A 25,199-nucleotide genomic window follows, 5' to 3' on the forward strand; every position below is an offset into this window, starting at 1 on the left:
TTTCCCGGCCACCCGACTCGACTGCTGTACGGATGGCTACTTGACGGAACCACCAGCGGCGACGATCTTCTGCTCAGCAGAGCCGGAGACCTTGTCGACCGCAACGTTCAGCTTAACCGCAATGTCCCCGTTGCCGAGAACCTTGACCTTTTCGTTCTTGCGAACGGCGCCCTTGAGGACGAGGTCGGCGACGGTGACGTCACCGCCGGACGGGTACAGCTCGGCGAGCTTCTCCAGGTTCACGACCTGGTACTCGACGCGGAACGGGTTCTTGAACCCGCGCAGCTTCGGCGCACGCATGTGCAGCGGAAGCTGACCGCCCTGGAATCCCGGACGCACCTGGTAGCGCGCCTTGGTTCCCTTGGTACCGCGGCCGGCCGTCTTGCCCTTCGAGCCCTCACCGCGTCCGACGCGGGTCCGGTCCTTCTTGGCACCGGCGGCGGGACGCAGGTGGTGCACCTTCAGGACCTGCTCGCGGGGCTCCGCGACGTCCTTCTTGGCAGCAGCCTTCTTCGCCGGCTTGGCCGCGACGGTGTCGTCGGCCTTGTCGGCGGCGGCGGCCTTGTCGGCAGCCTTGGCCGGAGCCTTCTTGGCGGGCGCCTTCTTCTCGGCTGCCGGCTTGTCGGCGGCGGCCTTGGCCGGAGCCTTCTTGGCGGGCGCCTTCTTCGGGGTCGCCGTCTCGGCGGCCTCGGTGGTGGCCTTCTCGTCAGCCATTAGTCGATCTCCTCAACCTTCACCAGGTGAGCGACGGTGTTGACGTACCCGCGGTTCTGCGGGTTGTCCTCGCGGACGACGACGTCACCGATGCGCTTCAGACCCAGGCTGCGCAGGGTGTCGCGCTGGTTCTGCTTCTCGCTCACTTTGGACTTGATCTGCGTGATTTTCAGACGCGCAGCCATCAGGCACCTGCCTTCGCGGTCGCGGCGGCCTCGGCCGCCTCAGCCTCGGCACGCAGCAGGCGAGCCGGGGCCACCTGGTCGTAGTCGAGACCACGGCGGGCAGCGACGGCACGAGGCTCCTCGAGCTGCTGCAGCGCCTCGACGGTCGCGTGCACGATGTTGATCGTGTTCGACGAACCGAGCGACTTGCTCAGGACGTCGTGGATGCCGGCGCACTCGAGCACGGCGCGGACCGGACCACCGGCGATAACACCGGTACCGGCAGCGGCCGGACGCAGGAGGACCACACCGGCGGCGGCCTCACCCTGCACCGGGTGCGGGATGGTGTTGCCGACGCGCGGGACGCGGAAGAAGTTCTTCTTCGCCTCCTCGACGCCCTTCGAGATCGCCAGCGGCACCTCGCGGGCCTTGCCGTAGCCGACGCCCACCAGACCGTTGCCGTCGCCGACGACCACGAGAGCGGTGAAGCTGAAGCGACGACCGCCCTTCACGACCTTCGAGACGCGGTTGATGGTGACGACGCGCTCCAGGAACTGGCTCTTGTCGGCGTCACGGCTGCCGCGGTCACCACGGCCCTGGTTGCGGTCGCGACCGCCACGGCGGGGCTCGCGCTCACCGCGACCGGTGGTGTTGTTGTCGGTGGACGCAGCGGTCTCGACCGGCTGCGCGCTGTCCGTTACCTGATCGGCCACGGTCTGCTCCTTGTTGTTCTCGTCGCTCACAGGTTCAGTCCGCCCTCTCGAGCGCCCTCGGCGACAGCGGCGACGCGGCCGGCGTACTTGCTGCCTCCGCGGTCGAACACGACGGCCTCGACACCGGCGCTCTTCGCGCGCTCGGCCACGAGCTCGCCGACCTTGCGGGCCTTGGCGGTCTTGTCACCGTCGAAGGTGCGGAGGTCCGCCTCCATGGTCGACGCGGAGGCCAGCGTGTGACCCTGCGCGTCGTCGACGACCTGCACGAAGACGTGGCGGGCCGAACGGGTGACGACCAGGCGCGGACGGACCGCGGTGCCCTCGATCTTCTTGCGAAGGCGGGTGTGACGGCGGTCGCGAGCGGCCGCCTTGCTCTTTCCTCTGGTACCCAGAGCCATGATTACTTACCAGCCTTTCCGGCCTTGCGACGAACGACCTCGCCGGCGTAACGCACACCCTTGCCCTTGTACGGCTCGGGCTTGCGGATCTTGCGGATGTTCGCGGCGACCTCGCCGACGGCCTGCTTGTCGATCCCGGCCACGGTGAGGCGGTTGTTGCCCTCGACCGTGAACGTGATCCCGGCCGGCGGCTCGACGGTCACCGGGTGCGAGAAGCCGAGCGCGAACTCGACGGCCGCACCCTTCTGCACGACGCGGTAACCGGTGCCGACGATCTCCAGGCCCTTGGAGTAGCCCTGGGTGACGCCGATGATCTGGTTGTTGATGAGCGTGCGGGTCAGGCCGTGGAGCGAACGCGACTCGCGCTCGTCGTCCGGACGGGTGACGAGGACCTGGTTCTCCTCGAGCTTGACCTCGATCGGGTTCGCGACGGTGAGGCTCAGCTCACCCTTCGGACCCTTGACGGTGACGGCCTGGCCGTCGATCTTCACATCGACCCCGGTCGGGATGTCGATGGGCAGTCTTCCAATACGCGACATGGCGGATTACCACACGTAGGCGAGGACTTCCCCACCCACGCCCTTCTTCTCAGCCTGACGGTCCGTGAGCAGACCGGAGGAGGTGGACAGGATGGCGACACCGAGCCCGCCGAGCACCTTGGGGAGCTCCGTGGACTTCGCGTAGACGCGAAGGCCGGGCTTGGACACGCGCTTGATACCGGCGATGGAACGCTCGCGGTTCGGACCGAACTTGAGGTTCAGGGTCAGCGTCTTGCCGACGCGCGCGTCGGTGACGTCCCAGCCGGCGATGTAGCCCTCGTTGGTGAGGATCTCGGCGATGTGGGCCTTGAGCTTCGAGTGCGGCATCGACACGGTGTCGTGGTGAGCCGAGTTCGCGTTGCGCAGTCTGGTCAGCATGTCTGCGACCGGATCTGTCATGGTCATTTCGGTTTTTCCTTACGGATCACCAGGTTTCGTTCAGCCGTTACACGACTGACGACCTGTGGTGGAAGCGGGCCGGCCAAGGCGGCCGGCCCGCGGGTGGGCCTTAGTTGGCCGCGTCGTTCGAACGGAACGGGAAGCCGAGCTGCTTGAGCAGCGCGCGGCCCTCGTCGTCGTTCTTGGCGGTGGTCACCACGGTGATGTCCATGCCGCGGACGCGGTCGATGCGGTCCTGGTTGATCTCGTGGAACATCGACTGCTCCGTGAGACCGAACGTGTAGTTGCCGTTCCCGTCGAACTGCTTGTCCGAGAGACCGCGGAAGTCGCGGATTCGGGGCAGGGCGAGCGAGAGCAGGCGGTCGAGGAACTCCCACATGCGGTCGCCGCGCAGCGTGACGTGCGCACCGATCGGCTGGCCCTCGCGCAGCTTGAACTGCGCGATGGACTTGCGGGCCTTCGTGACCTGCGGCTTCTGGCCGGTGATGAGGGTGAGGTCGTTGACCGCGCCGTCGATCACCTTGCCGTCACGAGCCGCCTCGCCGACACCCATGTTGACGACGATCTTCACCAGACCGGGCACCTGGTGCACGTTGGTGAAGCCGAAGTCGCCCTGGAGCTGCTTGGCGATCTCGTTCTTGTACTTCTGCTTGAGGCGGGGCTGGATTTTGCCAGTCTCCACTGCAGTGTCGGTCATTACAGGTCCTTACCAGACTTCTTGGCGTAGCGAACGCGGACCGTCTTGGTGACGCCGTCCTTCGTGACGCTCTCTTCGCGGAAGCCGACGCGGGTCGGCTTCTTGGTCTCGGGGTCGACCAGGGCCACGTTCGAGACGTGGATCGGGGCCTCGTGGGTCTCGATGCCGCCGGTCTTCGTGCCACGCTGCGTCTGGCCGACGCGCACGTGCTTGGTGACGAAGTTGACGCCCTCGACGATCACGCGGTTCTGCTCGACGAGAACCTCGATGACCTTGCCCTGCTTGCCACGGTCACCACCGCGGGCCTGCGTGCGGCCCGAGATGACCTGGACCAGGTCGCCCTTCTTGATGTTCGCCATGGGTTACAGCACCTCCGGTGCGAGCGAGATGATCTTCATGAACTTCTTGTCGCGGAGCTCGCGGCCGACCGGTCCGAAGATGCGGGTGCCGCGGGGGTCACCGTCGTTCTTCAGGATGACCGCGGCGTTCTCGTCGAACTTGATGTAGGAGCCGTCCGGGCGGCGGGTGTTCTTGCGAACACGCACGACGACCGCCTTGACGACGTCGCCCTTCTTGACGTTCCCACCCGGGATCGCGTCCTTGACCGTGGCGACGATGACGTCGCCGAGGCCGGCGTAGCGACGGCTGGAGCCGCCGAGCACGCGGATCGCGAGGAGCTCCTTGGCGCCGGTGTTGTCGGCGACCTTGAGTCGGGATTCCTGCTGGATCACTTGGCCTTCTCCAGAATCTCCACCAGACGCCACCGCTTGCTGGCGCTGAGGGGTCGGGTCTCGTTGATGAGAACGAGGTCGCCGATACCGGCGGTGTTGTTCTCATCGTGCGCCTTCACCTTGGAGGTGCGGCGGATGACCTTGCCGTACAGGGGGTGCTTCACGCGGTCCTCGACCTCGACGACGATGGTCTTGTCCATCTTGTCGCTGACGACGTAGCCGCGGCGGGCCTTGCGGTATCCGCGGACGATGGCCTCGTCGGCCGTCGACTCCGCGGCCGCGGCCTTGGTGGTCTCAGCCATTACTTGGCCTCCTCATTCGTGGTGTCCTCGGCCTCGGCGGCCGGGGCCGCCTTCTTGGCACGGGACTTCTTCTCAGCCTTGGGCGCGGCCTCGGCCGGAGCCGGGGTCGCCCGGATCCCGAGCTCGCGCTCACGGATCACGGTGTAGATGCGAGCGATGTCGCGCTTCACGGCGCGCAGGCGGCCGTGGCTCTCGAGCTGGCCGGTCGCCGACTGGAAGCGCAGGTTGAACAGCTCTTCCTTGGCCTTCTTCAGCTCGTCGACGAGACGCTCGTCTTCGAAGGTGTCGAGCTCGCTCGAGGCAAGCTCCTTGGATCCGATCGCCATTACGCGTCGCCCTCCTCGCGCTTGATGATGCGTGCCTTGAGGGGCAGCTTGTGGATTGCACGGGTCATGGCCTCGCGAGCAAGCTGCTCGGAGACGCCGGAGACCTCGAAGAGGACTCGACCCGGCTTGACGTTCGCGACCCACCACTCCGGCGAACCCTTACCGGAACCCATTCGGGTCTCGGCCGGCTTCTTCGTGAGCGGACGGTCGGGGTAGATGTTGATCCACACCTTGCCGCCACGCTTGATGTGACGCGTCATGGCGATACGAGCGGACTCGATCTGACGGTTGGTCACGTAAGCGGGGGTCAGGGCCTGGATGCCGAACTCGCCGAAGGAGACCTTCGTGCCACCGGTCGCCTGGCCGCTACGGCCGGGGTGGTGCTGCTTGCGGTGCTTGACTCTGCGTGGGATCAACATGGTTATGCCTCAACTCCTGCCGTGGCCGGCGCCGACTCGGTGGCGGGGGCGTTGCCCCGGCCGCCGCGACGCGGGCGGTCACGGTCGTTGCGCTCGCGCGACGGCTTCTGGTTGGCCTGCTCGCGAGCGAGTTCCTTGTTCGTGATGTCGCCCTTGTAGATCCACACCTTCACACCGATGCGACCGAAGGTCGTCTTGGCCTCGTAGAAGCCGTAGTCGATGTTGGCGCGGAGCGTGTGCAGCGGCACACGACCCTCGCGGTAGAACTCCGAGCGGGACATCTCGGCGCCGCCGAGACGGCCGGACACCTGGATGCGGACACCCTTGGCGCCGGCGCGCTGCGCGCCCTGCAGACCCTTGCGCATCGCGCGGCGGAAGGCCACGCGGGCGGAGAGCTGCTCGGCGATGCCCTGCGCGACGAGCTGGGCGTCGGCCTCGGGGTTCTTCACCTCGAGGATGTTCAGCTGGATCTGCTTGCCGGTGAGCTTCTCGAGGTCGGCGCGGATGCGCTCGGCCTCGGCGCCACGACGACCGATCACGATGCCCGGGCGGGCGGTGTGGATGTCGACGCGGACGCGGTCACGGGTGCGCTCGATCTCGATGCGCGAGACGCCCGCGCGGTCGAGCGACGTCTGCAGCAGACGGCGGATCTTGACGTCCTCGGCGAGGTAGTCGCTGTAACGCTGACCCGGCTTGGTGCTGTCCGAGAACCAACGCGACACGTGGTCGGTGGTGATGCCCAGACGGAAGCCGTACGGGTTGACTTTCTGGCCCATTACTTGCTCGCCTTCTTCGTAGCCTTGGCGTCCTCGACCTCATCCGGCGTCGCGAGGACGATCGTGATGTGGCTGGTGCGCTTGTTGATGCGGAAGGCCCGACCCTGTGCTCGCGGCTGGAACCGCTTGAGGGTGGTGCCCTCGTCCACGAAGGCGCGGCTCACGTAGAGGTCCTGCTCGTCCAGGTAGGTGTTGCTCTGGTCGGCCTTGACTCGCGCGTTGGCGATGGCCGAGGCGACGAGCTTGTACACCGGCTCGCTCGCGCTCTGCGGCGCGAACTTCAGGATGGCCAGGGCCTCCTGGGCCTGCTTGCCGCGGATCAGGTTGACGACGCGGCGGGCCTTCATGGGGGTGACGCGGATGTGTCGCACGCGTGCGATCGACTCCACCATTTCTCTCCTCCTTACGTCGCCGCGTTAGCGGCGACGACCCTTCTTGTCGTCCTTCACGTGTCCACGGAAGGTGCGCGTCGGCGCGAACTCGCCGAGCTTGTGACCGACCATGGTCTCGGTGACGAACACCGGGATGTGCTTGCGACCGTCGTGCACCGCGATGGTGTGACCCAGCATGGCCGGGACGATCATCGAGCGGCGCGACCAGGTCTTGATCACGTTCTTGCTGTTGGCCTCGTTCGCGGCGACCACCTTGCGAAACAGGTGCTCGTCGACGAAGGGGCCCTTCTTGAGACTGCGTGGCATCTTCTCGAACTCCTACTTGCGCTTCTTGCCGGCGTTACGGCGGCGGACGATGAGCTTGTCGCTTTCCTTGTTGGGGTGGCGTGTACGGCCTTCCTTCTGACCCCACGGGCTGACCGGGTGGCGACCACCGGAGGTCTTGCCCTCACCACCACCGTGCGGGTGGTCGATCGGGTTCATCGCGACACCGCGGACGGTCGGGCGGACGCCCTTCCAGCGCATACGGCCGGCCTTGCCCCAGTTGATGTTCGACTGCTCGGCGTTGCCGACCTCGCCGATCGTGGCGCGGCAGCGCGCGTCCACGTTGCGGACCTCGCCCGAGGGGAGGCGCAGCTGGGCGTAGGGGCCGTCCTTCGCGACGAGACGGACCGAGGCTCCGGCGGAGCGGGCCATCTTGGCGCCGCCGCCCGGCTTCAGCTCGATCGCGTGCACGACGGTACCGGTCGGGATGTTGCGCAGCGGCAGGTTGTTGCCCGGCTTGATGTCCGAACCCGGGCCCGACTCGACGACATCGCCCTGCTTGAGGCCGGCGGGCGCCAGGATGTAGCGCTTGGTGCCGTCCACGAAGTGCAGGAGCGCGATGCGCGCGGTGCGGTTCGGGTCGTACTCGATGTGGGCGACCTTGGCGTCGACGCCGTCCTTGTCGTTGCGACGGAAGTCGATCACGCGGTACTGGCGCTTGTGGCCACCACCGATGTGACGGGTCGTGATGCGGCCCTGGTTGTTGCGGCCACCGGTCTTCGACAGCGGACGGAGAAGGGACTTCTCCGGCGTCGAGCGGGTGATCTCGGCGAAGTCGGCGACCGAGGAGCCGCGACGACCGGGGGTCGTGGGCTTGTAGTTATGAATAGCCATGTCTGTTTTCCTCTAGTCCTTCGCTCAGCCGACGGCCGTGAAGATGTCGATGGAACCGGACTTCAGCGTGACGATGGCGCGCTTGGTGTCCTTGCGCTTGCCGATGCCGAAGCGGGTGCGACGGGTCTTGCCCTGACGGTTCAGGGTGTTGATCGACGCGACCTCGACCTTGAAGATCGACTCGATGGCGAGCTTGATCTCGGTCTTGTTCGAACGCGGGTCGACGATGAACGTGTACTTGCCCTCGTCGATCAGGCCGTAGCTCTTCTCGGAGACGACCGGGGCGATGATGATGTCGCGCGGGTCCTTGTTGACGGCGGCCATTACGCGTTCACCTCTTCCTTGTTGGACTTGGCGGCGATGAAGCCCTCGAGCGCGGCCTGCGAGAAGACGATGTCGTCGCTCACCAGGACGTCGTAGGCGTTCAGCTGGTCGAAGGTCAGGACGTGCACCGACGGGATGTTGCGCACGCTCTTGAAGGCCAGCTCGTCGTCGCGCTCGAGCACGATCAGGACGTGCTTCGAGGTCGCGATCCCGCTGAGCAGGTCGACGACGGCCTTGGTCGAGGGCGCGTCACCGGCGGTGAAGGCCTGGACGGCGTGGAGACGGGCGCCACGAGCGCGGTCCGAGAGAGCGCCGAGCAGAGCAGCGGCGATCATCTTCTTCGGGGTGCGCTGCGCGTAGCTGCGCGGCGTCGGGCCGTGGACGATGCCACCACCGGTCATCTGAGGAGCGCGGATCGAGCCCTGACGAGCGCGACCGGTGCCCTTCTGCTTGAACGGCTTGCGGCCGGCGCCGGAGACCTCGCCACGACCCTTGGTCTTGTGCGTGCCCTGACGCGCCGCGGCGAGCTGCGCGGTGACGACCTGGTGGATCAGCGGGATGTTGGTCTGAACGTCGAACAGGGCCTCGGGAAGCTCGATGGAGCCGGCCTTCTTGCCCTTGAGGTCGACGACGTCAATCGAGGTAGCCATTTACCTTAGGCCCCCTTCACTGCGTTGCGGACGAAAACGATGCGGCCACGAGCGCCGGGAACGGCGCCCTTGACCAGCAGCAGGCCCTTCTCGGCGTCGATGCCCTGCACCTTGAGGTTCAGGACGGTGACGCGCTCGCCACCCATGCGACCGGCCATGCGCATGCCCTTGAAGACACGGCTCGGGGTCGAGGAGGCGCCGATGGAACCCGGCTTGCGGTGGTTGCGGTGCGCACCGTGCGAAGCGGAGACGCCCTGGAAGTTGTGGCGCTTCATCACACCGGCGAAACCCTTGCCCTTCGAGGTGCCGACGACGTCGACCAGCTGGCCGACCTCGAAGGTCCCGTCGACGGTGAGCTCCTGGCCGGCCGCGTACTCGGCGGCGTCCGCGGTGCGGACCTCGGTCAGGTGACGGCGCGGCGTGACGCCCGCCTTGTCGAAGTGACCGGCGGCCGGCTTGTTGACCTTGCGCGGGTCGATCTGGCCGTAGGCGATCTGGACGGCGTTGTAGCCGTCGGCCTCGGGGGTGCGGACCTGGGTCACGACGTTCGGCGTGATCTCGATGACGGTCACGGGGATGAGCTTGTTGTTCTCGTCCCAGACCTGGGTCATGCCGAGCTTCTTGCCGAGGAGGCCCTTGGAGGTCTTGGTCTCGATGTTGGACATGGTGGCACTCCCCCTTAGAGCTTGATCTCGATGTTGACGTCCGCCGGCAGGTCGAGACGCATGAGCGAGTCGACGGCCTTCGGGGTCGGGTCGATGATGTCGATCAGCCGCTTGTGCGTGCGCATCTCGAAGTGCTCGCGGCTGTCCTTGTACTTGTGGGGCGAACGGATCACGACGACCACGTTCTTCTCGGTGGGAAGCGGCACCGGGCCGACGACGGTCGCGCCGGCACGGGTCACCGTGTCGACGATCTTGCGCGCCGAGGTGTCGATGACCTCGTGGTCATACGACTTAAGCCGGATGCGGATCTTCTGTCCCGCCATGTCTGACTCTCTCTCTTGTTATGGCGTCGTACGAGACGGCTCTCTCGAGTCGTTCTTCGCATTGGACGCGGTGCGACGTACGCGTGGGGAACGCCACTATTCTTCTGTCAACTCTTTTCGCCACCCGTTTTTGGCACAGACTTAGCCCCTGGCCTCTTTGGGTGTTCGAATTGAGCGTGTCCTGCTGCCTGCGGCCTAACCTCATGATGCCAAAACCGCGGAAAACACGGTGCAACGGGCTATGCACTGCCTGGCAGTGATCCGGTCCGAGCGCGCACCTGCGCACACGTTCCGAAATGTTGAACTAGACAAGTTTGCCAGATCGCGGCCGATGCTGCAACCCGGGCGTGTCGCGCACCCCCACCGCTGTGGAGGGGCCGGTTCTCCACAGTTTCACACTCGACGCTGTGCGGCGCGTGTGCGGCGCCGAGGCTGGGATGCATGACAGCCAATGCAGCACTCAGCCACCTCCACCTCCGCGCCGTCGAACCGGGCCGCCTGGCCAACATCCGCCAGATCGAACGGCGGCGATCCCGCGACGACGAGCTGGCGCGGCTACGCACCTTCGCGGCGGTCAGGCCGGTGCGACCGGTGTTCAGCCGTCGGTCCGCGGCGCTGATCCACGGGCTGCCGCTGCTGGGGCGGATGCCGACGGCGATCGACCATCTCGCTCGGGGCGACACCGAGCACGAGGTCGTGGAGAACCGGGGATTGCTCGTCACGTCTGTGGCGCGGACAGTGGCCGAGCTCGCCGGACGAGCGTCCTTGATGGACGGCGTGGTCGCCGCGGACGCCGCGCTGACCCGCGGTGCGTTCGGTGAACGAGAACCGTTGGCTCAGAGGCCGGACCTGCTCTCCGCGGCGGAGCGTATCCGAGATCCCGAGCAGCGGCGGCGTGCCCGCGATGCGCTCGCATTCGCGGACGGCCGGGCGGAGTCGCCCCTCGAATCGGTCAGCCGGGTCTCGCTCGCGCTGGTGGGCGCTCCGCGTCCGCTACTGCAGCAGGAGGTGCGCGATCTCCTCGGGTTCCGCGCGCGGCTCGACTTCGTCTGGCCCGAGCTCGGCGTGGTCGGCGAGGCGGATGGGACGGTGAAGTACCTGCACCCGGCGACCGCGGGCGGCCGCACCGCCGGCGACGTTCTGGCCGCACAACGGGAGCGACAGCGACTGATCGAGGCGATGGGCTGGCGCGTCATCCGCTGGGGGTGGGCCACGGCCACGCGGCCCGACCGGATGCGCGCCCTCGTGCTGGGTGCGGGCATGCCTCTCGCCCCGGAGAAAGAAGGAGCGGGGCCGGCTCTGCCGACCCCGCTCGAGTGGCGCCTCGCGCCGCCACTCAGCTGATGTTCACGACCGCTAGGCGGTTCCCGAACTATCCGTACGAGATCCTGTCAGCGGTGTGGGCTGGTTTGCGAGGCCTTCGGTATCCATAGGCGCTCCTCTCGTCGACGGGAACCGTCCGGTTGAAACGGTGCGTCAATTCTGCGACTTGGATGCCGAGAGGTAAACCCCTGCGGCGAGACTGCCAGGAAAAGAAGAAGAGGGCCGGGCCCGAAGGCCCGACCCTCTCACAAGGAGGTCGCGAACGACTTACTTGTTGATCTTCGTGACGGTACCGGCGCCCACGGTGCGGCCACCCTCACGGATGGCGAAGCCGAGGCCCTCCTCCATGGCGATCGGCTGGATGAGCTCGACCGACATGTCGGTGGTGTCACCCGGCATGACCATCTCGGTGCCCTCGGGCAGCGAGATGACGCCGGTGACGTCGGTGGTACGGAAGTAGAACTGCGGACGGTAGTTCGTGTAGAAGGGGTTGTGACGGCCACCCTCGTCCTTGGACAGGATGTAGGCGGTGCCCTCGAAGTTGGTGTGAGGGGTCACAGAACCCGGCTTCGCGACGACCTGGCCGCGCTCCACGTCCTCGCGCTTGGTGCCGCGGAGGAGCAGACCACAGTTCTCGCCGGCCCACGCCTCGTCGAGCTGCTTGTGGAACATCTCGATACCGGTGACCGTGGTCTTCTGCGTCGGGCGGATGCCGACGATCTCGACCTCAGAGTTGATGGCGAGGGTGCCGCGCTCGGCGCGACCGGTGACGACGGTGCCACGACCGGTGATCGTGAAGACGTCCTCGATCGGCATCAGGAACGGCTTGTCCTTGTCGCGCACCGGGTCCGGGATGGAGTCGTCCACGGCCTCCATGAGGTCGAGGATGCTCTGGGTCCACTTCTCGTCGCCCTCGAGAGCCTTCAGGCCCGAGACGCGGACGACCGGCGCGTTGTCGCCGTCGAAGTCCTGGCTGGAGAGCAGCTCGCGGACCTCGAGCTCGACGAGCTCCAGGATCTCCTCGTCGTCGACCATGTCGGACTTGTTCAGCGCGACGAGCAGGTACGGAACGCCGACCTGCTTGGCGAGCAGAACGTGCTCACGGGTCTGAGCCATCGGGCCGTCGGTGGCGGCGACCACGAGGATCGCGCCGTCCATCTGAGCCGCACCGGTGATCATGTTCTTGATGTAGTCGGCGTGACCCGGGGCGTCGACGTGCGCGTAGTGGCGCTTCGGGGTCTCGTACTCGACGTGCGAGATGTTGATCGTGATACCACGCTGACGCTCTTCCGGAGCCGAGTCGATCGACGCGAAGTCGCGCTGCACGTTGGTCGCCGACGGGTACTTGTCAGCAAGCACCTTGGAGATCGCCGCGGTGAGCGTCGTCTTGCCGTGGTCGACGTGACCGATGGTTCCGATGTTCACGTGCGGCTTAGTCCGCTCGAACTTGGCCTTAGCCACTGTGGTCCTCCTCAGGACTCTCGTGCAGATCCTCCGGTCGACGGATTTCGACCGGTGGATCTGCGGGATTGGTTTCTTATGTTACGGGATGTTGCCTGGAAGCAGCGACCGAGGTCACTCGCCCTTGCTCTTCTGGACGATCTCGTCGGCAACCGCCTTCGGGACCTCCGCGTAGCTGTCGAACTGCATCGAGTACACCGCGCGGCCCGAGGTCTTCGACCGCAGGTCGCCGATGTAGCCGAACATCTCGGACAGCGGGACGTTCGCGCGAACGACCTTGACGCCGCTCGCGTCCTCCATGGACTGGATCTGCCCACGACGCGAGTTCAGGTCGCCGATGACGTCGCCCATGTACTCCTCCGGCGTGCGCACCTCGACCGCCATCAGCGGCTCGAGGAGCACCGGGTTCGCCTTCCGAGCGGCCTCCTTGTAGGCCATCGAGCCGGCGATCTTGAACGCCATCTCCGAGGAGTCGACGTCGTGCGACGCACCGTCGACGAGCGTCGCCTTGACGCCCACCGTCGGGAAGCCGGCGAGCACGCCGACCTGCATCGCGTCCTGGATACCGGCGTCCACCGAGGGGATGTACTCGCGCGGCACGCGACCACCGGTGACGGCGTTCACGAACTCGTACGAGGTCTCCGGGGTGACCTCCATGGGCTCCAGGCTGATCTGCACCTTCGCGAACTGACCGGAACCACCGGTCTGCTTCTTGTGGGTGTAGTCGTACTTCTCCACCGTGCGGCGGATGGTCTCGCGGTAGGCCACCTGGGGCTTGCCGACGTTCGCCTCGACGTTGAACTCGCGCTTCATGCGGTCCACGAGGATGTCGAGGTGGAGCTCGCCCATGCCCTTGATGACGGTCTGGCCGGTCTCCTGGTTCTGCTCGGTGCGGAACGTCGGGTCCTCTTCGGCCAGCTTCTGGATCGCGGTGCCCAGCTTCTCCTGGTCGGCCTTGGTCTTCGGCTCGATGGCCACCTCGATCACGGGCTCCGGGAAGGTCATCGACTCGAGCACGACCTGGTTGTCCGGGTCGCTCAGGGTGTCACCGGTGGTGGTGTCCTTGAGGCCGATCACCGCGTAGATGTTGCCGGCGGTGACGAAGTCGACCGGGTTCTCCTTGTTGGCGTGCATCTGGAAGATCTTGCCGATGCGCTCCTTCTTGCCCTTGGTCGAGTTGACCACCTGGGCGCCGGAGTCGATGCGACCCGAGTAGACGCGCACGTAGGTGAGGCGACCGAAGAACGGGTGCACGGCGACCTTGAAGGCCAGCGCCGAGAACGGCTCGGTGGCGTCGGCGTGACGCATGATGACCTGCTCCTCGTCACGCGGGTTGTGCGCCTCGATGGCGGGCACGTCCAGCGGGGACGGGAGGTAGTCGATCACGGCGTCGAGCATCGGCTGCACACCGCGGTTCTTGAAGGCGGAACCACAGAGGACCGGGTAGATCTCGTTGTTCACGGTGAGCTTGCGGATGGCCGCCTTGATCTCCGGAACGGTGATCTCCTCGCCGCCGAAGAACTTCTCGAGCAGCACGTCGTCGGTCTCGGCGACGGTCTCGATCAGCTTCGCGCGGTACTCCTCGGCCTTGGCCTGCAGGTCGGCGGGGATCTCCTGGACCTCGTACTTGGCGCCCATGGTGACATCACCCTTGGCGTCGCCCGGCCAGACCAGCGCGCGCATCTCGATCAGGTCCACGACGCCGATGAAGTCGGACTCGGAGCCGATCGGGAGCTGCATCACCAGCGGCTTGGCGCCGAGGCGGGAGACGATGGTGTCGACCGTGAAGTAGAAGTCGGCGCCCAGCTTGTCCATCTTGTTGACGAAGCAGATGCGCGGGACGTTGTACTTGTCGGCCTGGCGCCACACGGTCTCCGACTGGGGCTCCACGCCCTCCTTCGCGTCGAAGACGGCGACCGCGCCGTCGAGCACGCGGAGCGAGCGCTCCACCTCGACGGTGAAGTCGACGTGACCCGGCGTGTCGATGATGTTGATCTGGTTCTTGTTCCAGAAGCAGGTCACGGCCGCGGACGTGATGGTGATGCCGCGCTCCTTCTCCTGCTCCATCCAGTCGGTGGTCGAGGCGCCGTCGTGGGTCTCGCCGATCTTGTGGTTGACGCCCGTGTAGAACAGGATGCGCTCGGTCGTGGTGGTCTTGCCGGCATCGATGTGCGCCATGATGCCGATGTTGCGGACCTTCTTCAGGTCGGTGAGCACGTCCTGTGCCACAGGGTTCCTCCGAAAAGTAGAGAGTGGAAGGTGTGCCGTCCGGGCGCGGCACTGATGGTTACAACGCCCGGACGGCCAGATTTATTACCAGCGGTAGTGCGCGAAGGCCTTGTTCGACTCGGCCATCTTGTGCGTGTCCTCGCGGCGCTTCACCGCGGCGCCGAGGCCGTTCGAAGCGTCGAGGATCTCGTTGGTGAGACGCTCGGTCATCGTCTTCTCACGACGACCCTTGGCGTAGCTGGTGAGCCAGCGGAGCGCCAGCGTGTTGGCGCGGTGCGGCTTGACCTCGACCGGGACCTGGTAGGTCGAGCCGCCGACGCGGCGGCTGCGGACCTCGAGGGTCGGACGGATGTTGTCGAGAGCCTTCTTCAGCGTGGTGACCGCGTCCTGGCCGGACTTGGAGGAGACACCCTCGAGCGCGTCGTAGACGATGCGCTCGGCGAGGCCCTTCTTGCCGTCGAGGAGGATCTTGTTGACGAGCTGGCTGACGACCGGCGAGCCGTACACCGGGTCGGCGACGACGGGACGCTTAGGAGCGGGACCCTTGCGAGGCATTACTTCTTCTCCATCTTCGCGCCGTAACGGCTGCGAGCCTGCTTGCGGTTCTTGACGGCCTGGGTGTCGAGCGCGCCACGGACGATCTTGTAGCGGACGCCGGGCAGGTCCTTCACACGACCGCCGCGGACGAGCACCATCGAGTGCTCCTGCAGGTTGTGGCCCTCACCGGGGATGTAAGCGGTGACCTCGGTCCCGTTCGAGAGCTTCACACGGGCGACCTTGCGGAGCGCGGAGTTCGGCTTCTTGGGGGTGGTGGTGTAGACACGGGTGCACACGCCGCGCTGCTGGGGGTTGGCCTTCAGGGCGGGAGCCTTGGTCTTGGTGACCTTCGGCGTCCGTCCCTTGCGGACCAACTGCTGAATGGTTGGCACTGAACTTCTCCTTATTTGGACTGCACGGTGACAGTTGTTGCTTTTCCCGCACCCCGAACCGCCCGCATCGCGGGTCGTTTCAGACGGTGGGAGTATCGGCCCCGACCAATGGGTTGTGACCAATCGGCCCCGGGTCGATATGCCGTGGGGATGAGTACGTGCCGGCCCGCTCGTCCCGCACCCGAAAGTGGGCATGGAGCAAGCGCGCAGCAGAGCGCACACCCGATAAATACTATCCGGCGGGTCTCTCCCGGTCAAATGAGCGCGGGGTGCTAGAGGCCCTGTCCGCGGACGGCGAAAAGGGGCGGCCGTCCACCAGGACGGCCGCCCCTTCCCAGGCGGTGCCGGATCGGCTCAGCCGCCGATGCCCTTGGCCAGCTCGCTGTCGACGTTCTGCAGCGCGTCAGCGGCCTTGGTGAGGAACTGCGACATCCCGTCGAGGCCGTTGACCGCCTCGGTGGTGCCCTTGGTGAACTGCTCGTACGAGGTGTGGAAGGCGCCCGACGCCTGGTCGGTGACGAAGCCGCCGTTCACGAGGCCGTTCACGAGGTTCTGGAGTTCGTGGAGCTTCGCGGTGATGTCGTCCTTGCCCGCGATGAGGCGGTTGGCGGCATCGGTCATCTCGCCGTACGTGACGTTCATGTTGGCCATGACGGTCCTTATCCCTTCGTTGTTCGAAAAGAGGCCGTACCCCCGGGGCCGACCAGCTACGTCCACCTAACCAGGCGGCCGGTCGCGATGGAATGGGGAGCACTCCCCATGGTCGCGGCTCGTGGCCGCAGGCCCAGCGGGATAGCCTGGCAGCCATGCCGTCCTACAGCACGATGAGGCCGAACCCGAACTCCGCCGCGGCGAAGTCGGCGCGGCGGTCGAAGCGCTCGGGCGCCGATCGCGCGGCGACCCCGCCGTCACCGGTCTCCCGGGCGCTGCGGCCGATCGGATACCTGATCGTCGCGCTGGTCTGGACGGCGCTCGGGATCGTCACCCTGCTCCTCCCCGCGGCGCTCCCGTTCGGGCTCTGGAGCACCAACCCGGACTTCAGCTCGCGGGAGTTCGTGACGGGCGGGGACGCCGTGGTCACGGCGCTCTTCCTGGTGTTCGCGGTCGTGGTGCTCGTGCCGCTGCTCGGCTACGCCTTCGTGGCCCTCCCGCTCGCGTCCGTCCCGCTCGCGGTGCTCGCGTGGACGTACGTCGTGCGCAGCCTGCGGCCGGCGTACGCGGGCGAACGGCTGTCCAGCACCGGATGGTCGCGCGAGGTGATCGGGCCGCCGACCCTCGGGCCGACCGCCCTCTCCCTGCTGCCGGTGCGGCTGACGCCGTGTACGCGGTTCTGGGCCGAGCTGATGATGCTCGGCTGGCGGCCCGGCCGCGGCGTGCTGTGGGCGGGCATCCCCTACGGCCTGGCGTCCTTCGTCGTCGCGGGCTGGCTGTTCTGGCCGGTCGGGACGGTGGGCGCGGTGGTGTGGATCGCCGTGACGGCCGCTCTCGTGGTCGCGACGGTCGTGCTCGTGGTGCGGGCGTACCGCGGTCGGGTCAGCGGCCGTCGGCCGTCGCCGCGACCGGCGACCGGAAGCTGATCGAGTCGATCATCGCGTCGAACAGCTCCAGGTAGAGGTCGGGCGCTGTCGCCATCGGGGCGTTGATGCGGGCGTGGATGAGGCGGTCGCCGCCCGGGGCCGCGAAGCGGTAGTCGGCCACGAGCTCCGGGGCGGACTCCTCCTCGTACGTGGTCTGCCTGACCGCCGAGCGCCGGCGCACCGGGCCGATCGAGAGCTCCAGCGCCTGGTCGCCGGGGAAGCATCGGCCGAGGCGGACACCCGGCTCGTCGAGCGCGTCCGGACGCGTCGGCCACTCCTCGCGCGACAGTACGAGCGATGCGGGGAACGGAACCCCCGGCAGGATCTCGAGCGAGAGGGCCAGCGCGAACGCACTGCTGTCGTTCGCCAGGGCGACCAGCCGCTCCAGCTCGGTCTTGGCGGTGCGGCGCACGCGCGCGAGCCGGTCGGCGCGGCCGACGCGCTGGGCGACCAGGCGCTGGATGCGACGCGCAGCGGCCTCCTCGTCGTGCAGCGGGATCATCACCCAGGTTCCGGGGAAGACGATGGTCAGCTCGTCGCCGAGGTCCGTCAGGCGCGCGTCGCTCACGCGAACTCCCCGAGGGTGATGCGCAGCGAGTCGGCGATCTCCTGCGTCTCCTCCACCATGTCGGAGAACCCGCCGACGAAGGCCGAGCGGAACACCATCTGGAACGCCTGCGCCGAACCGACCGGGAAGATCGCGAACACCACGCGCTGCTCGAGGAGCGCATCCCCCGCATCCTCGTCGGCGAGCGCCGTCAGATGCGTGAAGCCGACCAGCTCGCCGGTCGCGTGCGCCGTGCGCCACGACCGGAAACCGAGGATGCGGTATCCCGGCTCGGTCTGCTCGCTCTCGGCCTCGACCGCGGCCAGGTAGCTCTCGGGCGAGTCGTCCGTCTCGAGCTGCAGCAGCTCGAAGGTCTGGAAGGCGTTCAGGACGCCGGCCTCCGGCACCGGGATGTACACCCGGGCGCGCGTGGCGCCGGTCGGGTCCTCCTCGTGCAGCACCCGCTGCAGCGCCTGAAGCCGCTCGATCAGCTCACCCGCCGCGTCCCCCGCGGGGATCGAGCCGACCAGGCGCTCCGCCCAGTCGTCGCTTCCCGGGTCGCTCAGCAGCTCGACGTCGTGCCAGTCGTCGGGGGCTTCGAACGAGAAGTCGACGATGTCCTTCGAGCGCAGCGTCATCCGCGGTCCACCCCTCAGCCGTTGTGGCTCTTGTACGTCGGAAGATACGTGTCGGCCTGCTTGAGCGCGAACTTCTGCAGGTCGACGCTCGGCAGCTGCGGCAAGTCGGTGTGATTGCGTCCGCCGTCGAGCTTGTTGACGATGGTGTCGACCTTACCCGGCACGTTGATCAGCTCTGCCCCCTTGTTGTAGAGCGCGCTGCCCTGGCGGTACGCCGCCGTGGCGGTGAGGATGCTGAACTCGCCCGCCTTCACGTCGTGCGTCACGGCGCGCACCACGTTCTGGTCGAGGCCGGTGAGGGTCCGCAGCGCCTTGGCCTTGTCCGCTCCGTTGGTCACGAGCGCCTTGTAGGCCTCCCGCTGCGCCGCCGCAGACTCCCCTGCGGCCTTCCAGACGTTCAGGTCCTTGCCCGGGTTCTGGAACAGCTTCTTGGTGGCCGACTTCATCAACCGCTTGCCCATCTGCGCCTTCAGCATCGCGTTGGGGCTGGTGTGCACGCCGGCGACGGTCTTCGGGATGCGGGCGAGACCCTTGATGCGGGCGGCCTTGCCGAGGAAGGAGAAGATGCGGCCGCCGAAGATGCTGAGCACGACGGTGACGGCGGCGCCGAGGATGTCGAGGAAGGTCCCCTCGCCGTTCGCGAACTTGACCACCGCGTCCACCAGCTTGATGATCGCCGCGGCGAGCGCGATGACCGCGAGCACCTGACCGAGGATGGGCACCCAGGACAGGAAGATGGCGAGAACGCCGGCGATGTCGCCGATCGTCTCGATCACATCCATCACCTTGTCCCAGAAGCCCGGGTTCTTGAGGCCGTTGTTGTGGTGGTCGACCACGTCGACGATCGCGCTGACGGCCTTCTCGGCGGCGCGGTTCTTGCGGTCGCGGGCGTCGTACCAGGCCTGATGCGCCGCCTGGAGGGCCGCGTTGGCGGCACGCGCGGCGTCGTCGGCCTTGTCGGCGGCCTTGCCCGCGTCGGCCGCGTCCTCCGGCTTCGCGCTCTGCTGCGTGGTGTGCGCGGTCGTGGCGGCCTTGTGCGCGGCGTCGGCATCCCCCTGCTTCTCGTTGATGAGCGTGATCGCCTTCTCGGCGTCATCCTGCGCGCCGCGCAGCTCGCCCGCGTAGGTGAGGAGGGCGGCGGCGGTCTTCGCGTAGCGGTCCTTGGCCTTGTCGATGTCGTCGGCGGTGTCGCGCGACATCTCCTGCAGTTTGGAGACGGCCTGCGAGGTGTAGCCGTCCAGGTCGTGGATCTTCTTCAGCTCCTTGACGGAGCGCTGGATGGCCTCGCCGATGGACTGGTAGTGCCGGGCTTTGGCCTCGAGCACACCGGGGTCGCCGGTGAGGGGCTGGAACTCCGTGTCGCTCACTTGTGCGCTCCGCTCTTGTCGGCTTCGACGGCCTTGGCGAGATCGCCGTCCACCTTCACGAAGTTGTCGGCGACCGCGGCGATGACCTGCTGCACGTTCTTCACGTTCTCGGTCATCTCCTTGCGCTTCTCGTTCCACTTGTGCGCGAAGTCGCGGACGTGGTCGTGGAGGTCGTCGTGCCCGGTCGCGTCGGCGACCCCGTCGCTGAAGTCGTCGGCGTTCTGGAACTCGCGCACGACGGCGTCGAGGTCGTCGCGCAGCTGCACCAGTTCGTCGAGCTTGAGTACGAGATCGGCCACGGTTCCTCCCCTGTCGTTCGATCCTGCCGCAAGCCAACGTACCGGTGGCCCAGTGGAAAGCCTATGGGGAGCGGTCCCCATCCCTCTGCATCGGAGGTACTGGGTATGGTGCAGAAGTGCGACTGAAACTGACTCTCGCCCGCCCGACCGGCAGCAGCGATGACATCGTCGTCACCGCGGACGCCGCGGCCAGCATCTCCGAGGTGGCGGCCACGATCGCGCGCATCGACCCGCGCCGCACCGGCCCGGTCGCCGCGCCCGGCGCGTTGACCCTCCGCGCGCAGCTGCCGGGACAGGCCGACCCGCTGATCCTGCCGCCCGACGCGCCGGTCGGGGAGGCGTGGATCGGGAGCGGCGCGACGGTCGCGCTGGCGGACGCCGGGCTGCACTACACGGCGCCGGAGCTCGGCGACGTGCCGGTGGTCGCGACGCTGCGCATCCTGAACGGGCCGCAGGAGGGCGCGACCTTTCCGCTGCGGGCGGGGACCACGGTCCTCGGCCGCGACGAGTCGTGCGACATCGTGCTGGAGGACCCGCTCGTCTCGAAGCGCCACGTCCGGTTCGAGGCGGGCGACGGCGTCGAGGTCGTGGACCTGGGCTCGGCGAACGGCGTCGTCGTCGATGGCGGGCTCGTGACGCGGTTCACGGTGCGTCGCACCGAGACGCTGCTGCTGGGCGACACCGAGGTCGAGCTGGAGGTTCGCGCGGCATCCGAGCTCCCCGCCGCGACACCGACCGCCGGCCCGATCTTCTTCAACCGCTCACCGCGCGTCGAGCGGCGCTATGCAGGCCAGGTCTTCCAGGCGCCGGAGGTGCCCGGCGAGAAGGACGACCCGCCCTTCCCCCTGCTCGCGATGATCACGCCGCTGCTGCTCGGCGGCGCGATGTTCCTCCTGACGAAGAATCCGACGTCGCTGCTGTTCGTGCTGCTGTCGCCGGTCATGCTGGTCGGCAACTACATCAGCAATCGCACACGCGGCAAACGCAAGCTGAAGAAGCAGATCGCCGTGTTCGAGCAGCGGCTGGAGGCGCTGTCCAGCAAGCTGGAGCAGGAGCGCGTCACCGAGGTGCGGGTCCGGCAGGCCGAGACGCCGACGACCGCCGACGCGCTGTCGGAGGCGGTCCAGCGCGGCCCGATGCTGTGGACGCGGCGGCCCGAGCACTGGTCGTTCCTCAACCTGCAGCTGGGCCGCGGCTCCATGCGCTCCCGCAACACCGTGCAGGCGGTCGACCGCGCGGAGCTGATCGTGGAGTTCCAGGAGCGTTTGGACGCGGTGGTCTCCGCCCACGAGCGCGTGGACGACGTCCCCGTGCTCGACAACCTCTACGAGTCCGGCGCGCTCGGCATCGCCGGCCCCGCCGAACTCACCGCCGGCTCGGTCAACTCCGTGCTGGTGCAGCTCACCGCGCTGCACTCCCCCGCCGAGCTGGCCGTCGCCGCCCTGGTGTCGCCGCGCTGGTCGCGCGAGCTCTCGTGGCTCAAATGGATGCCGCACACGTCCTCCCCGCACAGCCCGCTGCCCGGTGGCCACCTCGCGGACAGCGCATCCAGCGCCGCGGGTGTGCTCAGCGCGCTCGAAGGCCTGATCGAGGAGCGGCTGGCGGCCGCGCGCAACGGCGTGCAGCGCCGCGGTGCGATGGAGCAGGAGCGTGCCGCCCTGGAGCGCGGTGCGGAGGTCGGCCGGTCGCAGACCACCGACGGCACACCGTCGCCGGTCCCCGCCGTGGTGGTCGTCATCTCCGACGACGTAGCGGTCGACCGCGCCCGGCTGGTGCAGCTGGCCGAGGCGGCCGCCGACGCCGGCGTCTTCCCGATCTGGGTGTCGGAGGACGTGGCCGCTCTGCCCGCCGTCTGCCGCACCTTCCTGCAGCACACGGACCAGCCGCACCGTGCCCGCGCCGGCTTCGTCCGCCTCGGCGAGACGGTCGAGGACGTCGTGACCGAGCCGGTCAGTGCTGCGACCGCGCTCGACTACGCCAAGCGGATGGCGCCGGTCATCGACGCCGGCGCGCTCGTCGCTGACGCGAGCGATCTTCCGCGGTCCATCTCGCTCGTCACACTGCTGGGGCACGAGCTGGCCGAGTCGTCGAGCGCGGTGGTCGACCGCTGGCGGCAGAACGCGTCCATCCACGACCGGTCGTCGGCCGCCCGTCCGGCCCGCCGGCGTCCCGGCACCCTGCGCGCGACGATCGGCTCCGCCGGCGTGGACGCCATGCACCTCGACCTGCGCACGCAGGGTCCGCACGCGCTCGTCGGCGGAACCACCGGCGCTGGCAAGAGCGAATTCCTGCAGGCGTGGGTGCTCGGGATGGCCGCCGAGTACAGCCCGGACCGGGTCACCTTCCTCTTCGTCGACTACAAGGGCGGGTCGGCGTTCGCGGACTGCGTCAGCCTCCCGCACTGCGTCGGCCTGGTCACCGACCTCAGCCCGCACCTCGTCCGCCGGGCGCTCACCAGCCTGCGCGCCGAGCTGCACCACCGCGAGCACCTGCTCAACCGCAAGAAGGCCAAGGACCTGCTCGAGCTCGAGAAGCGCGGCGACCCCGACAGCCCGCCCGCGCTGGTGCTGGTCATCGACGAGTTCGCCGCCCTGGTCGGCGAGGTGCCGGAATTCGTGGACGGCGTCGTCGACATCGCCCAGCGCGGACGCTCGCTCGGCATCCACCTGATCATGGCGACGCAGCGCCCGGCGGGCGTCATCAAGGACAACTTGCGCGCCAACACCAACCTCCGCATCGCCCTGCGCATGGCGGACGAGTCGGACAGCCAGGACGTCGTCGGCGTGGCGGATGCCGCGCACTTCGACCCCGGCATCCCGGGCCGCGGGATGGCGAAGACCGGGCCGGGGCGACTGGTGCGGTTCCAGTCCGCGTATGCGGGGGGCTGGACCACACGCGAGCCGGAGCGCGCCGGCGTGGAGGTCGCCGAGCTGCGTTTCGGCGGCGAGGTGCGCTGGGAGGAGGAGCGGGCCGTCGAGGAGCCGGAGCGCGATCTCGGGCCGACCGACCAGCAGCGCCTGGTCGCCTCGATCGTGCGCGCGCAGGCCGCCGCGCACATCCCCGCTCCCCGCCGGCCCTGGCTGGACGAGCTCGCTGCCGCCTACGACCTGGGGCTGCTGCGGCAGCGCACCGACGCGGAACTGCTGCTCGGCGTCGCCGACATCCCTGACCGGCAGGAGCAGCGCCCCGTCTACTTCCAGCCGGACATCGACGGCAACATCGCGATCTACGGAACGGGCGGCGCGGGCAAGTCGACCGTGCTCCGCACCCTCGCCTCCGCCGCCGCGATCACCCCGCGCGGCGGGCCCGTGCACGTGTACGGCCTCGACTTCGGCGCCGGCAGCCTGCGGATGCTCGAGAAGCTGCCGCATGTCGGATCGGTGATCGCGGGCGACGACCCCGAGCGGATCATCCGCCTGTTCCGGATGCTGAAGGAGACTCTGGAGGACCGCGGCCCGCGCTTCGCCGAGGCGAACGCGTCGAACATCACCGAGTACCGGTCGCTGACCGGGCGCCACGACGAGCCGCGCATCCTGCTGCTGGTGGACGGTTTCCCCGCCTTCCGCGAGGACTTCGAGATCCCGGCCGGGCGGTCGCAGTGGTACGACGTGTTCCGCGACCTTCTCGCCGACGGGCGGAGGCTCGGGATGCACGTCGCGCTGACGGGCGACCGCGCGGGCGCCGTCCCGACCGCGATCGGGTCGCTGGTGCAGCGCCGCGTCGTGCTGCGGCTCGCGGACGACGGCTACGGGATGCTCGACGTGCCCTCCGACATCCTGTCGCCCGCCTCGCCTCCCGGCCGCGCCATCGTCGACGGCTACGAGACGCAGGTCGCCGTCCTCGGCGGCTCGCGCGCCGTGGCGGACCAGTCGGAGGCGATCCGCCGGCTGGCCGAGGCGATGGAGCGCGCGGGCATCGTGCCGGCGCCGGTCGTCGGTTCGATGCCGAAGGAGCTCGCACCCGCGTCGCTGCCCGACAGCGTCGGCGGGCAGCCCGTGCTCGGCGTCGGCGACGTCGATCTGGGACCCCTCGGGTTCGAGCCGTCGGGGACGCTGCTCATCGCGGGTCCTCCGGCGAGCGGCCGGACCACCGCGCTCGCGGCCATCGCGAACGCCGTGGGCCGGTTCGACGCGGAGACGCGCCTCTACTACGTGGGCAGCGCGCGGTCGCCGCTGGCTGGCTCCGGTGTATGGACCGACCGGGCGCTCACCCCCGCGGACGCCGCCGAGCTGGCCAAGGACCTCAGCGCCGCGATCGCCGACCCGGACACCGAGGGCCGGATCGCGGTGTTCGTCGAGGCGATCGGGGACTTCCTGCAGACGCCCGCGGACTCCGCGCTGGTCGAGCTGATCCGCGCCGTCCGCCGCAGCGACCACCTGCTGGTCGCCGAGGCGGAGACCAGCGCCTGGGGTTCGTCGTGGCCGCTGCTCGGCGAGGTCAAGAACGGCCGTCGCGGTCTGCTGCTGCAGCCCGACTCGATCGAGGGCGACCTGCTGCTGAAGACGCCGCTCCCCCGCCTGAACCGCTCGGAGTTCCCTCCGGGGCGCGGTGTGTTCATCCAGAAGGGCGGCTTCACCCGGGTGCAGGTGCCACTGGTGGACGCGTCCCTTCCAGCGCGTGTGCGGGTCTGAGCCCCGTCACTCCTCCTCGTCGCGCTCCCACGGCCAGCGCGGACGCCCACGCTGCCGGAAGCGGCCGACGAGCACCAGCTGGTACAGCAGGGTGACGAGGAACGCGGCCAGGCCGACCGTGATCGCGGGCCAGCGCAGCAGCTGTGCAAATGCGAACAGGATGTAGTGGAACGGGTCGCCGGGATGCGCGAACGCGCCCGCGATACCGCCCGCTGCGATGAAGACGGCGTAGCAGGCGACGCCCACCCCGAGCGCGACGCCCGGCGACACGCGCTGGCGGTCGGCGGGCACGCGGACGCCGAGGACGATGAGGAAGACCAGCAGCATCAGCGACGCCGCGATCACCATGATCGGCCCGAGCAGCGGACCCGCCGCCGGGTCGTCGATCGGGTCGCTGTCGGTCGCGAGGGCGATCAGTCCGAACGCGGCGACGAGCAGCGCGAGGTAGAGCCCGGTCGCGAAGAACGCGACCACGACGGCGTACGCACGCTCGTCACGCATGGATCAC

General features: G+C 68.2%; 33 protein-coding genes. 3 read left to right on the top strand and 30 right to left on the bottom strand.

Annotation, left to right across the window (positions count from 1 at the left end; genetic code table 11):
• Nucleotides 1–36 precede the first annotated feature (36 nt).
• The 20 genes from rplO to rpsJ all read right to left on the bottom strand — a co-directional run bounded on the left by rplO (nucleotide 37) and on the right by rpsJ (nucleotide 9,690).
• On the bottom strand, nucleotides 37–714 hold the full coding sequence (gene rplO, locus AB0P25_RS03350) for a 50S ribosomal protein L15 (protein ID WP_064109769.1): 678 nt from the start codon (nucleotides 712–714) through the stop codon (nucleotides 37–39).
• Nucleotides 714–899, bottom strand: a complete 186-nt coding sequence (gene rpmD / locus AB0P25_RS03355) for a 50S ribosomal protein L30 (protein WP_064109770.1) — start codon at nucleotides 897–899, stop codon at nucleotides 714–716. Before rpmD ends, rplO begins: the two co-directional genes overlap by 1 nt.
• Nucleotides 899–1,591, bottom strand: coding sequence for a 30S ribosomal protein S5 (gene rpsE, locus AB0P25_RS03360; RefSeq protein ID WP_363805382.1), 693 nt, complete (start codon nucleotides 1,589–1,591; stop codon nucleotides 899–901). Before rpsE ends, rpmD begins: the two co-directional genes overlap by 1 nt.
• A gap of 26 nt (nucleotides 1,592–1,617) precedes the next feature.
• A complete protein-coding gene (gene rplR, locus AB0P25_RS03365) occupies nucleotides 1,618–1,989 on the bottom strand; it encodes a 50S ribosomal protein L18 (protein ID WP_121262451.1) in 372 nt (123 codons plus the stop codon).
• Between the two features lie 2 nt (nucleotides 1,990–1,991).
• Complete coding sequence (gene rplF / locus AB0P25_RS03370; RefSeq protein ID WP_064109773.1) at nucleotides 1,992–2,528, bottom strand: 50S ribosomal protein L6; 537 nt, start codon at nucleotides 2,526–2,528, stop codon at nucleotides 1,992–1,994.
• 6 nt (nucleotides 2,529–2,534) lie between these two features.
• Nucleotides 2,535–2,933 (bottom strand): 30S ribosomal protein S8, encoded by a 399-nt coding sequence (rpsH, locus tag AB0P25_RS03375; protein WP_064109774.1) that lies wholly within the window; start codon nucleotides 2,931–2,933, stop codon nucleotides 2,535–2,537.
• 103 nt (nucleotides 2,934–3,036) lie between these two features.
• Nucleotides 3,037–3,624: a 50S ribosomal protein L5 gene (gene rplE / locus AB0P25_RS03380; protein ID WP_363805383.1), complete on the bottom strand. Its 588-nt coding sequence runs from the start codon at nucleotides 3,622–3,624 to the stop codon at nucleotides 3,037–3,039.
• Nucleotides 3,624–3,983 (bottom strand): 50S ribosomal protein L24, encoded by a 360-nt coding sequence (gene rplX, locus AB0P25_RS03385; RefSeq protein ID WP_064109776.1) that lies wholly within the window; start codon nucleotides 3,981–3,983, stop codon nucleotides 3,624–3,626. The genes rplE and rplX overlap by 1 nt, the downstream gene beginning before the upstream one ends.
• A 3-nt stretch (nucleotides 3,984–3,986) precedes the next feature.
• A complete protein-coding gene (gene rplN / locus AB0P25_RS03390) occupies nucleotides 3,987–4,355 on the bottom strand; it encodes a 50S ribosomal protein L14 (protein ID WP_018191958.1) in 369 nt (122 codons plus the stop codon).
• Complete coding sequence (rpsQ, locus tag AB0P25_RS03395) at nucleotides 4,352–4,657, bottom strand: 30S ribosomal protein S17 (protein ID WP_064109777.1); 306 nt, start codon at nucleotides 4,655–4,657, stop codon at nucleotides 4,352–4,354. The genes rplN and rpsQ overlap by 4 nt, the downstream gene beginning before the upstream one ends.
• The gene (rpmC, locus tag AB0P25_RS03400; RefSeq protein WP_064109778.1) at nucleotides 4,657–4,983 is read right to left on the bottom strand and encodes a 50S ribosomal protein L29; all 327 of its coding nucleotides are present in this window, start codon (nucleotides 4,981–4,983) and stop codon (nucleotides 4,657–4,659) included. Before rpmC ends, rpsQ begins: the two co-directional genes overlap by 1 nt.
• The gene (gene rplP, locus AB0P25_RS03405; RefSeq protein WP_018191961.1) at nucleotides 4,983–5,402 is read right to left on the bottom strand and encodes a 50S ribosomal protein L16; all 420 of its coding nucleotides are present in this window, start codon (nucleotides 5,400–5,402) and stop codon (nucleotides 4,983–4,985) included. The genes rpmC and rplP overlap by 1 nt, the downstream gene beginning before the upstream one ends.
• 2 nt (nucleotides 5,403–5,404) lie before the next feature.
• On the bottom strand, nucleotides 5,405–6,178 hold the full coding sequence (rpsC, locus tag AB0P25_RS03410; RefSeq protein ID WP_363805385.1) for a 30S ribosomal protein S3: 774 nt from the start codon (nucleotides 6,176–6,178) through the stop codon (nucleotides 5,405–5,407).
• Entirely contained in the window at nucleotides 6,178–6,570 is a 393-nt protein-coding gene (rplV, locus tag AB0P25_RS03415) for a 50S ribosomal protein L22 (RefSeq protein ID WP_064109780.1), read from the bottom strand. Before rplV ends, rpsC begins: the two co-directional genes overlap by 1 nt.
• A gap of 24 nt (nucleotides 6,571–6,594) precedes the next feature.
• Nucleotides 6,595–6,876: a 30S ribosomal protein S19 gene (rpsS, locus tag AB0P25_RS03420; RefSeq protein WP_018191964.1), complete on the bottom strand. Its 282-nt coding sequence runs from the start codon at nucleotides 6,874–6,876 to the stop codon at nucleotides 6,595–6,597.
• Between the two features lie 12 nt (nucleotides 6,877–6,888).
• Complete coding sequence (gene rplB, locus AB0P25_RS03425) at nucleotides 6,889–7,728, bottom strand: 50S ribosomal protein L2 (protein ID WP_363805387.1); 840 nt, start codon at nucleotides 7,726–7,728, stop codon at nucleotides 6,889–6,891.
• Nucleotides 7,729–7,752: 24 nt separating this feature from the next.
• On the bottom strand, nucleotides 7,753–8,052 hold the full coding sequence (gene rplW, locus AB0P25_RS03430; protein ID WP_064109782.1) for a 50S ribosomal protein L23: 300 nt from the start codon (nucleotides 8,050–8,052) through the stop codon (nucleotides 7,753–7,755).
• Nucleotides 8,052–8,702: a 50S ribosomal protein L4 gene (gene rplD / locus AB0P25_RS03435; RefSeq protein ID WP_064109783.1), complete on the bottom strand. Its 651-nt coding sequence runs from the start codon at nucleotides 8,700–8,702 to the stop codon at nucleotides 8,052–8,054. Before rplD ends, rplW begins: the two co-directional genes overlap by 1 nt.
• Before the next feature lie 5 nt (nucleotides 8,703–8,707).
• On the bottom strand, nucleotides 8,708–9,367 hold the full coding sequence (gene rplC / locus AB0P25_RS03440) for a 50S ribosomal protein L3 (RefSeq protein ID WP_363805389.1): 660 nt from the start codon (nucleotides 9,365–9,367) through the stop codon (nucleotides 8,708–8,710).
• A gap of 14 nt (nucleotides 9,368–9,381) precedes the next feature.
• A complete protein-coding gene (rpsJ, locus tag AB0P25_RS03445) occupies nucleotides 9,382–9,690 on the bottom strand; it encodes a 30S ribosomal protein S10 (RefSeq protein ID WP_018191969.1) in 309 nt (102 codons plus the stop codon).
• A 441-nt stretch (nucleotides 9,691–10,131) separates the two neighbouring features.
• Between rpsJ and AB0P25_RS03450 the strand changes: the two genes are divergently transcribed.
• Nucleotides 10,132–11,034 (top strand): hypothetical protein, encoded by a 903-nt coding sequence (locus AB0P25_RS03450; protein ID WP_363805391.1) that lies wholly within the window; start codon nucleotides 10,132–10,134, stop codon nucleotides 11,032–11,034.
• Nucleotides 11,035–11,280: 246 nt separating this feature from the next.
• Here the strand turns inward: AB0P25_RS03450 and tuf are convergent, their stop codons facing one another.
• The 5 genes from tuf to AB0P25_RS03475 all read right to left on the bottom strand — a co-directional run bounded on the left by tuf (nucleotide 11,281) and on the right by AB0P25_RS03475 (nucleotide 16,283).
• Nucleotides 11,281–12,474 (bottom strand): elongation factor Tu, encoded by a 1,194-nt coding sequence (gene tuf, locus AB0P25_RS03455; protein WP_064109785.1) that lies wholly within the window; start codon nucleotides 12,472–12,474, stop codon nucleotides 11,281–11,283.
• Between the two features lie 114 nt (nucleotides 12,475–12,588).
• Complete coding sequence (gene fusA / locus AB0P25_RS03460; RefSeq protein ID WP_064109786.1) at nucleotides 12,589–14,703, bottom strand: elongation factor G; 2,115 nt, start codon at nucleotides 14,701–14,703, stop codon at nucleotides 12,589–12,591.
• 84 nt (nucleotides 14,704–14,787) lie between these two features.
• On the bottom strand, nucleotides 14,788–15,258 hold the full coding sequence (gene rpsG / locus AB0P25_RS03465; RefSeq protein ID WP_363805392.1) for a 30S ribosomal protein S7: 471 nt from the start codon (nucleotides 15,256–15,258) through the stop codon (nucleotides 14,788–14,790).
• Nucleotides 15,258–15,632: a 30S ribosomal protein S12 gene (rpsL, locus tag AB0P25_RS03470; protein WP_011186743.1), complete on the bottom strand. Its 375-nt coding sequence runs from the start codon at nucleotides 15,630–15,632 to the stop codon at nucleotides 15,258–15,260. Before rpsL ends, rpsG begins: the two co-directional genes overlap by 1 nt.
• A gap of 354 nt (nucleotides 15,633–15,986) precedes the next feature.
• A complete protein-coding gene (locus AB0P25_RS03475) occupies nucleotides 15,987–16,283 on the bottom strand; it encodes a WXG100 family type VII secretion target (protein WP_018191976.1) in 297 nt (98 codons plus the stop codon).
• Between the two features lie 155 nt (nucleotides 16,284–16,438).
• On the opposite strand from AB0P25_RS03475, the gene AB0P25_RS03480 reads away from it, so the two are divergent.
• Complete coding sequence (locus AB0P25_RS03480) at nucleotides 16,439–17,209, top strand: hypothetical protein (protein ID WP_363805393.1); 771 nt, start codon at nucleotides 16,439–16,441, stop codon at nucleotides 17,207–17,209.
• On the opposite strand, the gene AB0P25_RS03485 is transcribed toward AB0P25_RS03480, so the two are convergent.
• From AB0P25_RS03485 to AB0P25_RS03500, 4 genes are read right to left on the bottom strand one after another with little or no spacing between them, the layout of a single operon-like run.
• Nucleotides 17,166–17,777, bottom strand: coding sequence for a hypothetical protein (locus AB0P25_RS03485; protein WP_363805394.1), 612 nt, complete (start codon nucleotides 17,775–17,777; stop codon nucleotides 17,166–17,168). The two genes, AB0P25_RS03480 and AB0P25_RS03485, sit on opposite strands and share 44 nt — an antisense overlap.
• Nucleotides 17,774–18,394: a hypothetical protein gene (locus AB0P25_RS03490; RefSeq protein WP_363805395.1), complete on the bottom strand. Its 621-nt coding sequence runs from the start codon at nucleotides 18,392–18,394 to the stop codon at nucleotides 17,774–17,776. The genes AB0P25_RS03485 and AB0P25_RS03490 overlap by 4 nt, the downstream gene beginning before the upstream one ends.
• Before the next feature lie 14 nt (nucleotides 18,395–18,408).
• Nucleotides 18,409–19,761, bottom strand: coding sequence for a putative T7SS-secreted protein (locus AB0P25_RS03495; RefSeq protein ID WP_363805397.1), 1,353 nt, complete (start codon nucleotides 19,759–19,761; stop codon nucleotides 18,409–18,411).
• Nucleotides 19,758–20,060 carry a hypothetical protein gene (locus AB0P25_RS03500; protein ID WP_064109792.1) on the bottom strand — a complete coding sequence of 101 codons (303 nt, stop codon included), beginning with the start codon at nucleotides 20,058–20,060 and terminating at the stop codon, nucleotides 19,758–19,760. Before AB0P25_RS03500 ends, AB0P25_RS03495 begins: the two co-directional genes overlap by 4 nt.
• Before the next feature lie 116 nt (nucleotides 20,061–20,176).
• Between AB0P25_RS03500 and AB0P25_RS03505 the strand changes: the two genes are divergently transcribed.
• Complete coding sequence (locus AB0P25_RS03505; protein WP_363805399.1) at nucleotides 20,177–24,691, top strand: FtsK/SpoIIIE domain-containing protein; 4,515 nt, start codon at nucleotides 20,177–20,179, stop codon at nucleotides 24,689–24,691.
• 6 nt (nucleotides 24,692–24,697) lie between these two features.
• Here the strand turns inward: AB0P25_RS03505 and AB0P25_RS03510 are convergent, their stop codons facing one another.
• Nucleotides 24,698–25,192: a DUF6121 family protein gene (locus tag AB0P25_RS03510; RefSeq protein WP_363805401.1), complete on the bottom strand. Its 495-nt coding sequence runs from the start codon at nucleotides 25,190–25,192 to the stop codon at nucleotides 24,698–24,700.
• Between the last annotated feature and the right edge of the window lie 7 nt (nucleotides 25,193–25,199).

This window comes from Leifsonia sp. NPDC077715, assembly GCF_040686855.1.
In the GTDB taxonomy this organism is placed as follows: Bacteria; Actinomycetota; Actinomycetes; order Actinomycetales; family Microbacteriaceae; genus Leifsonia.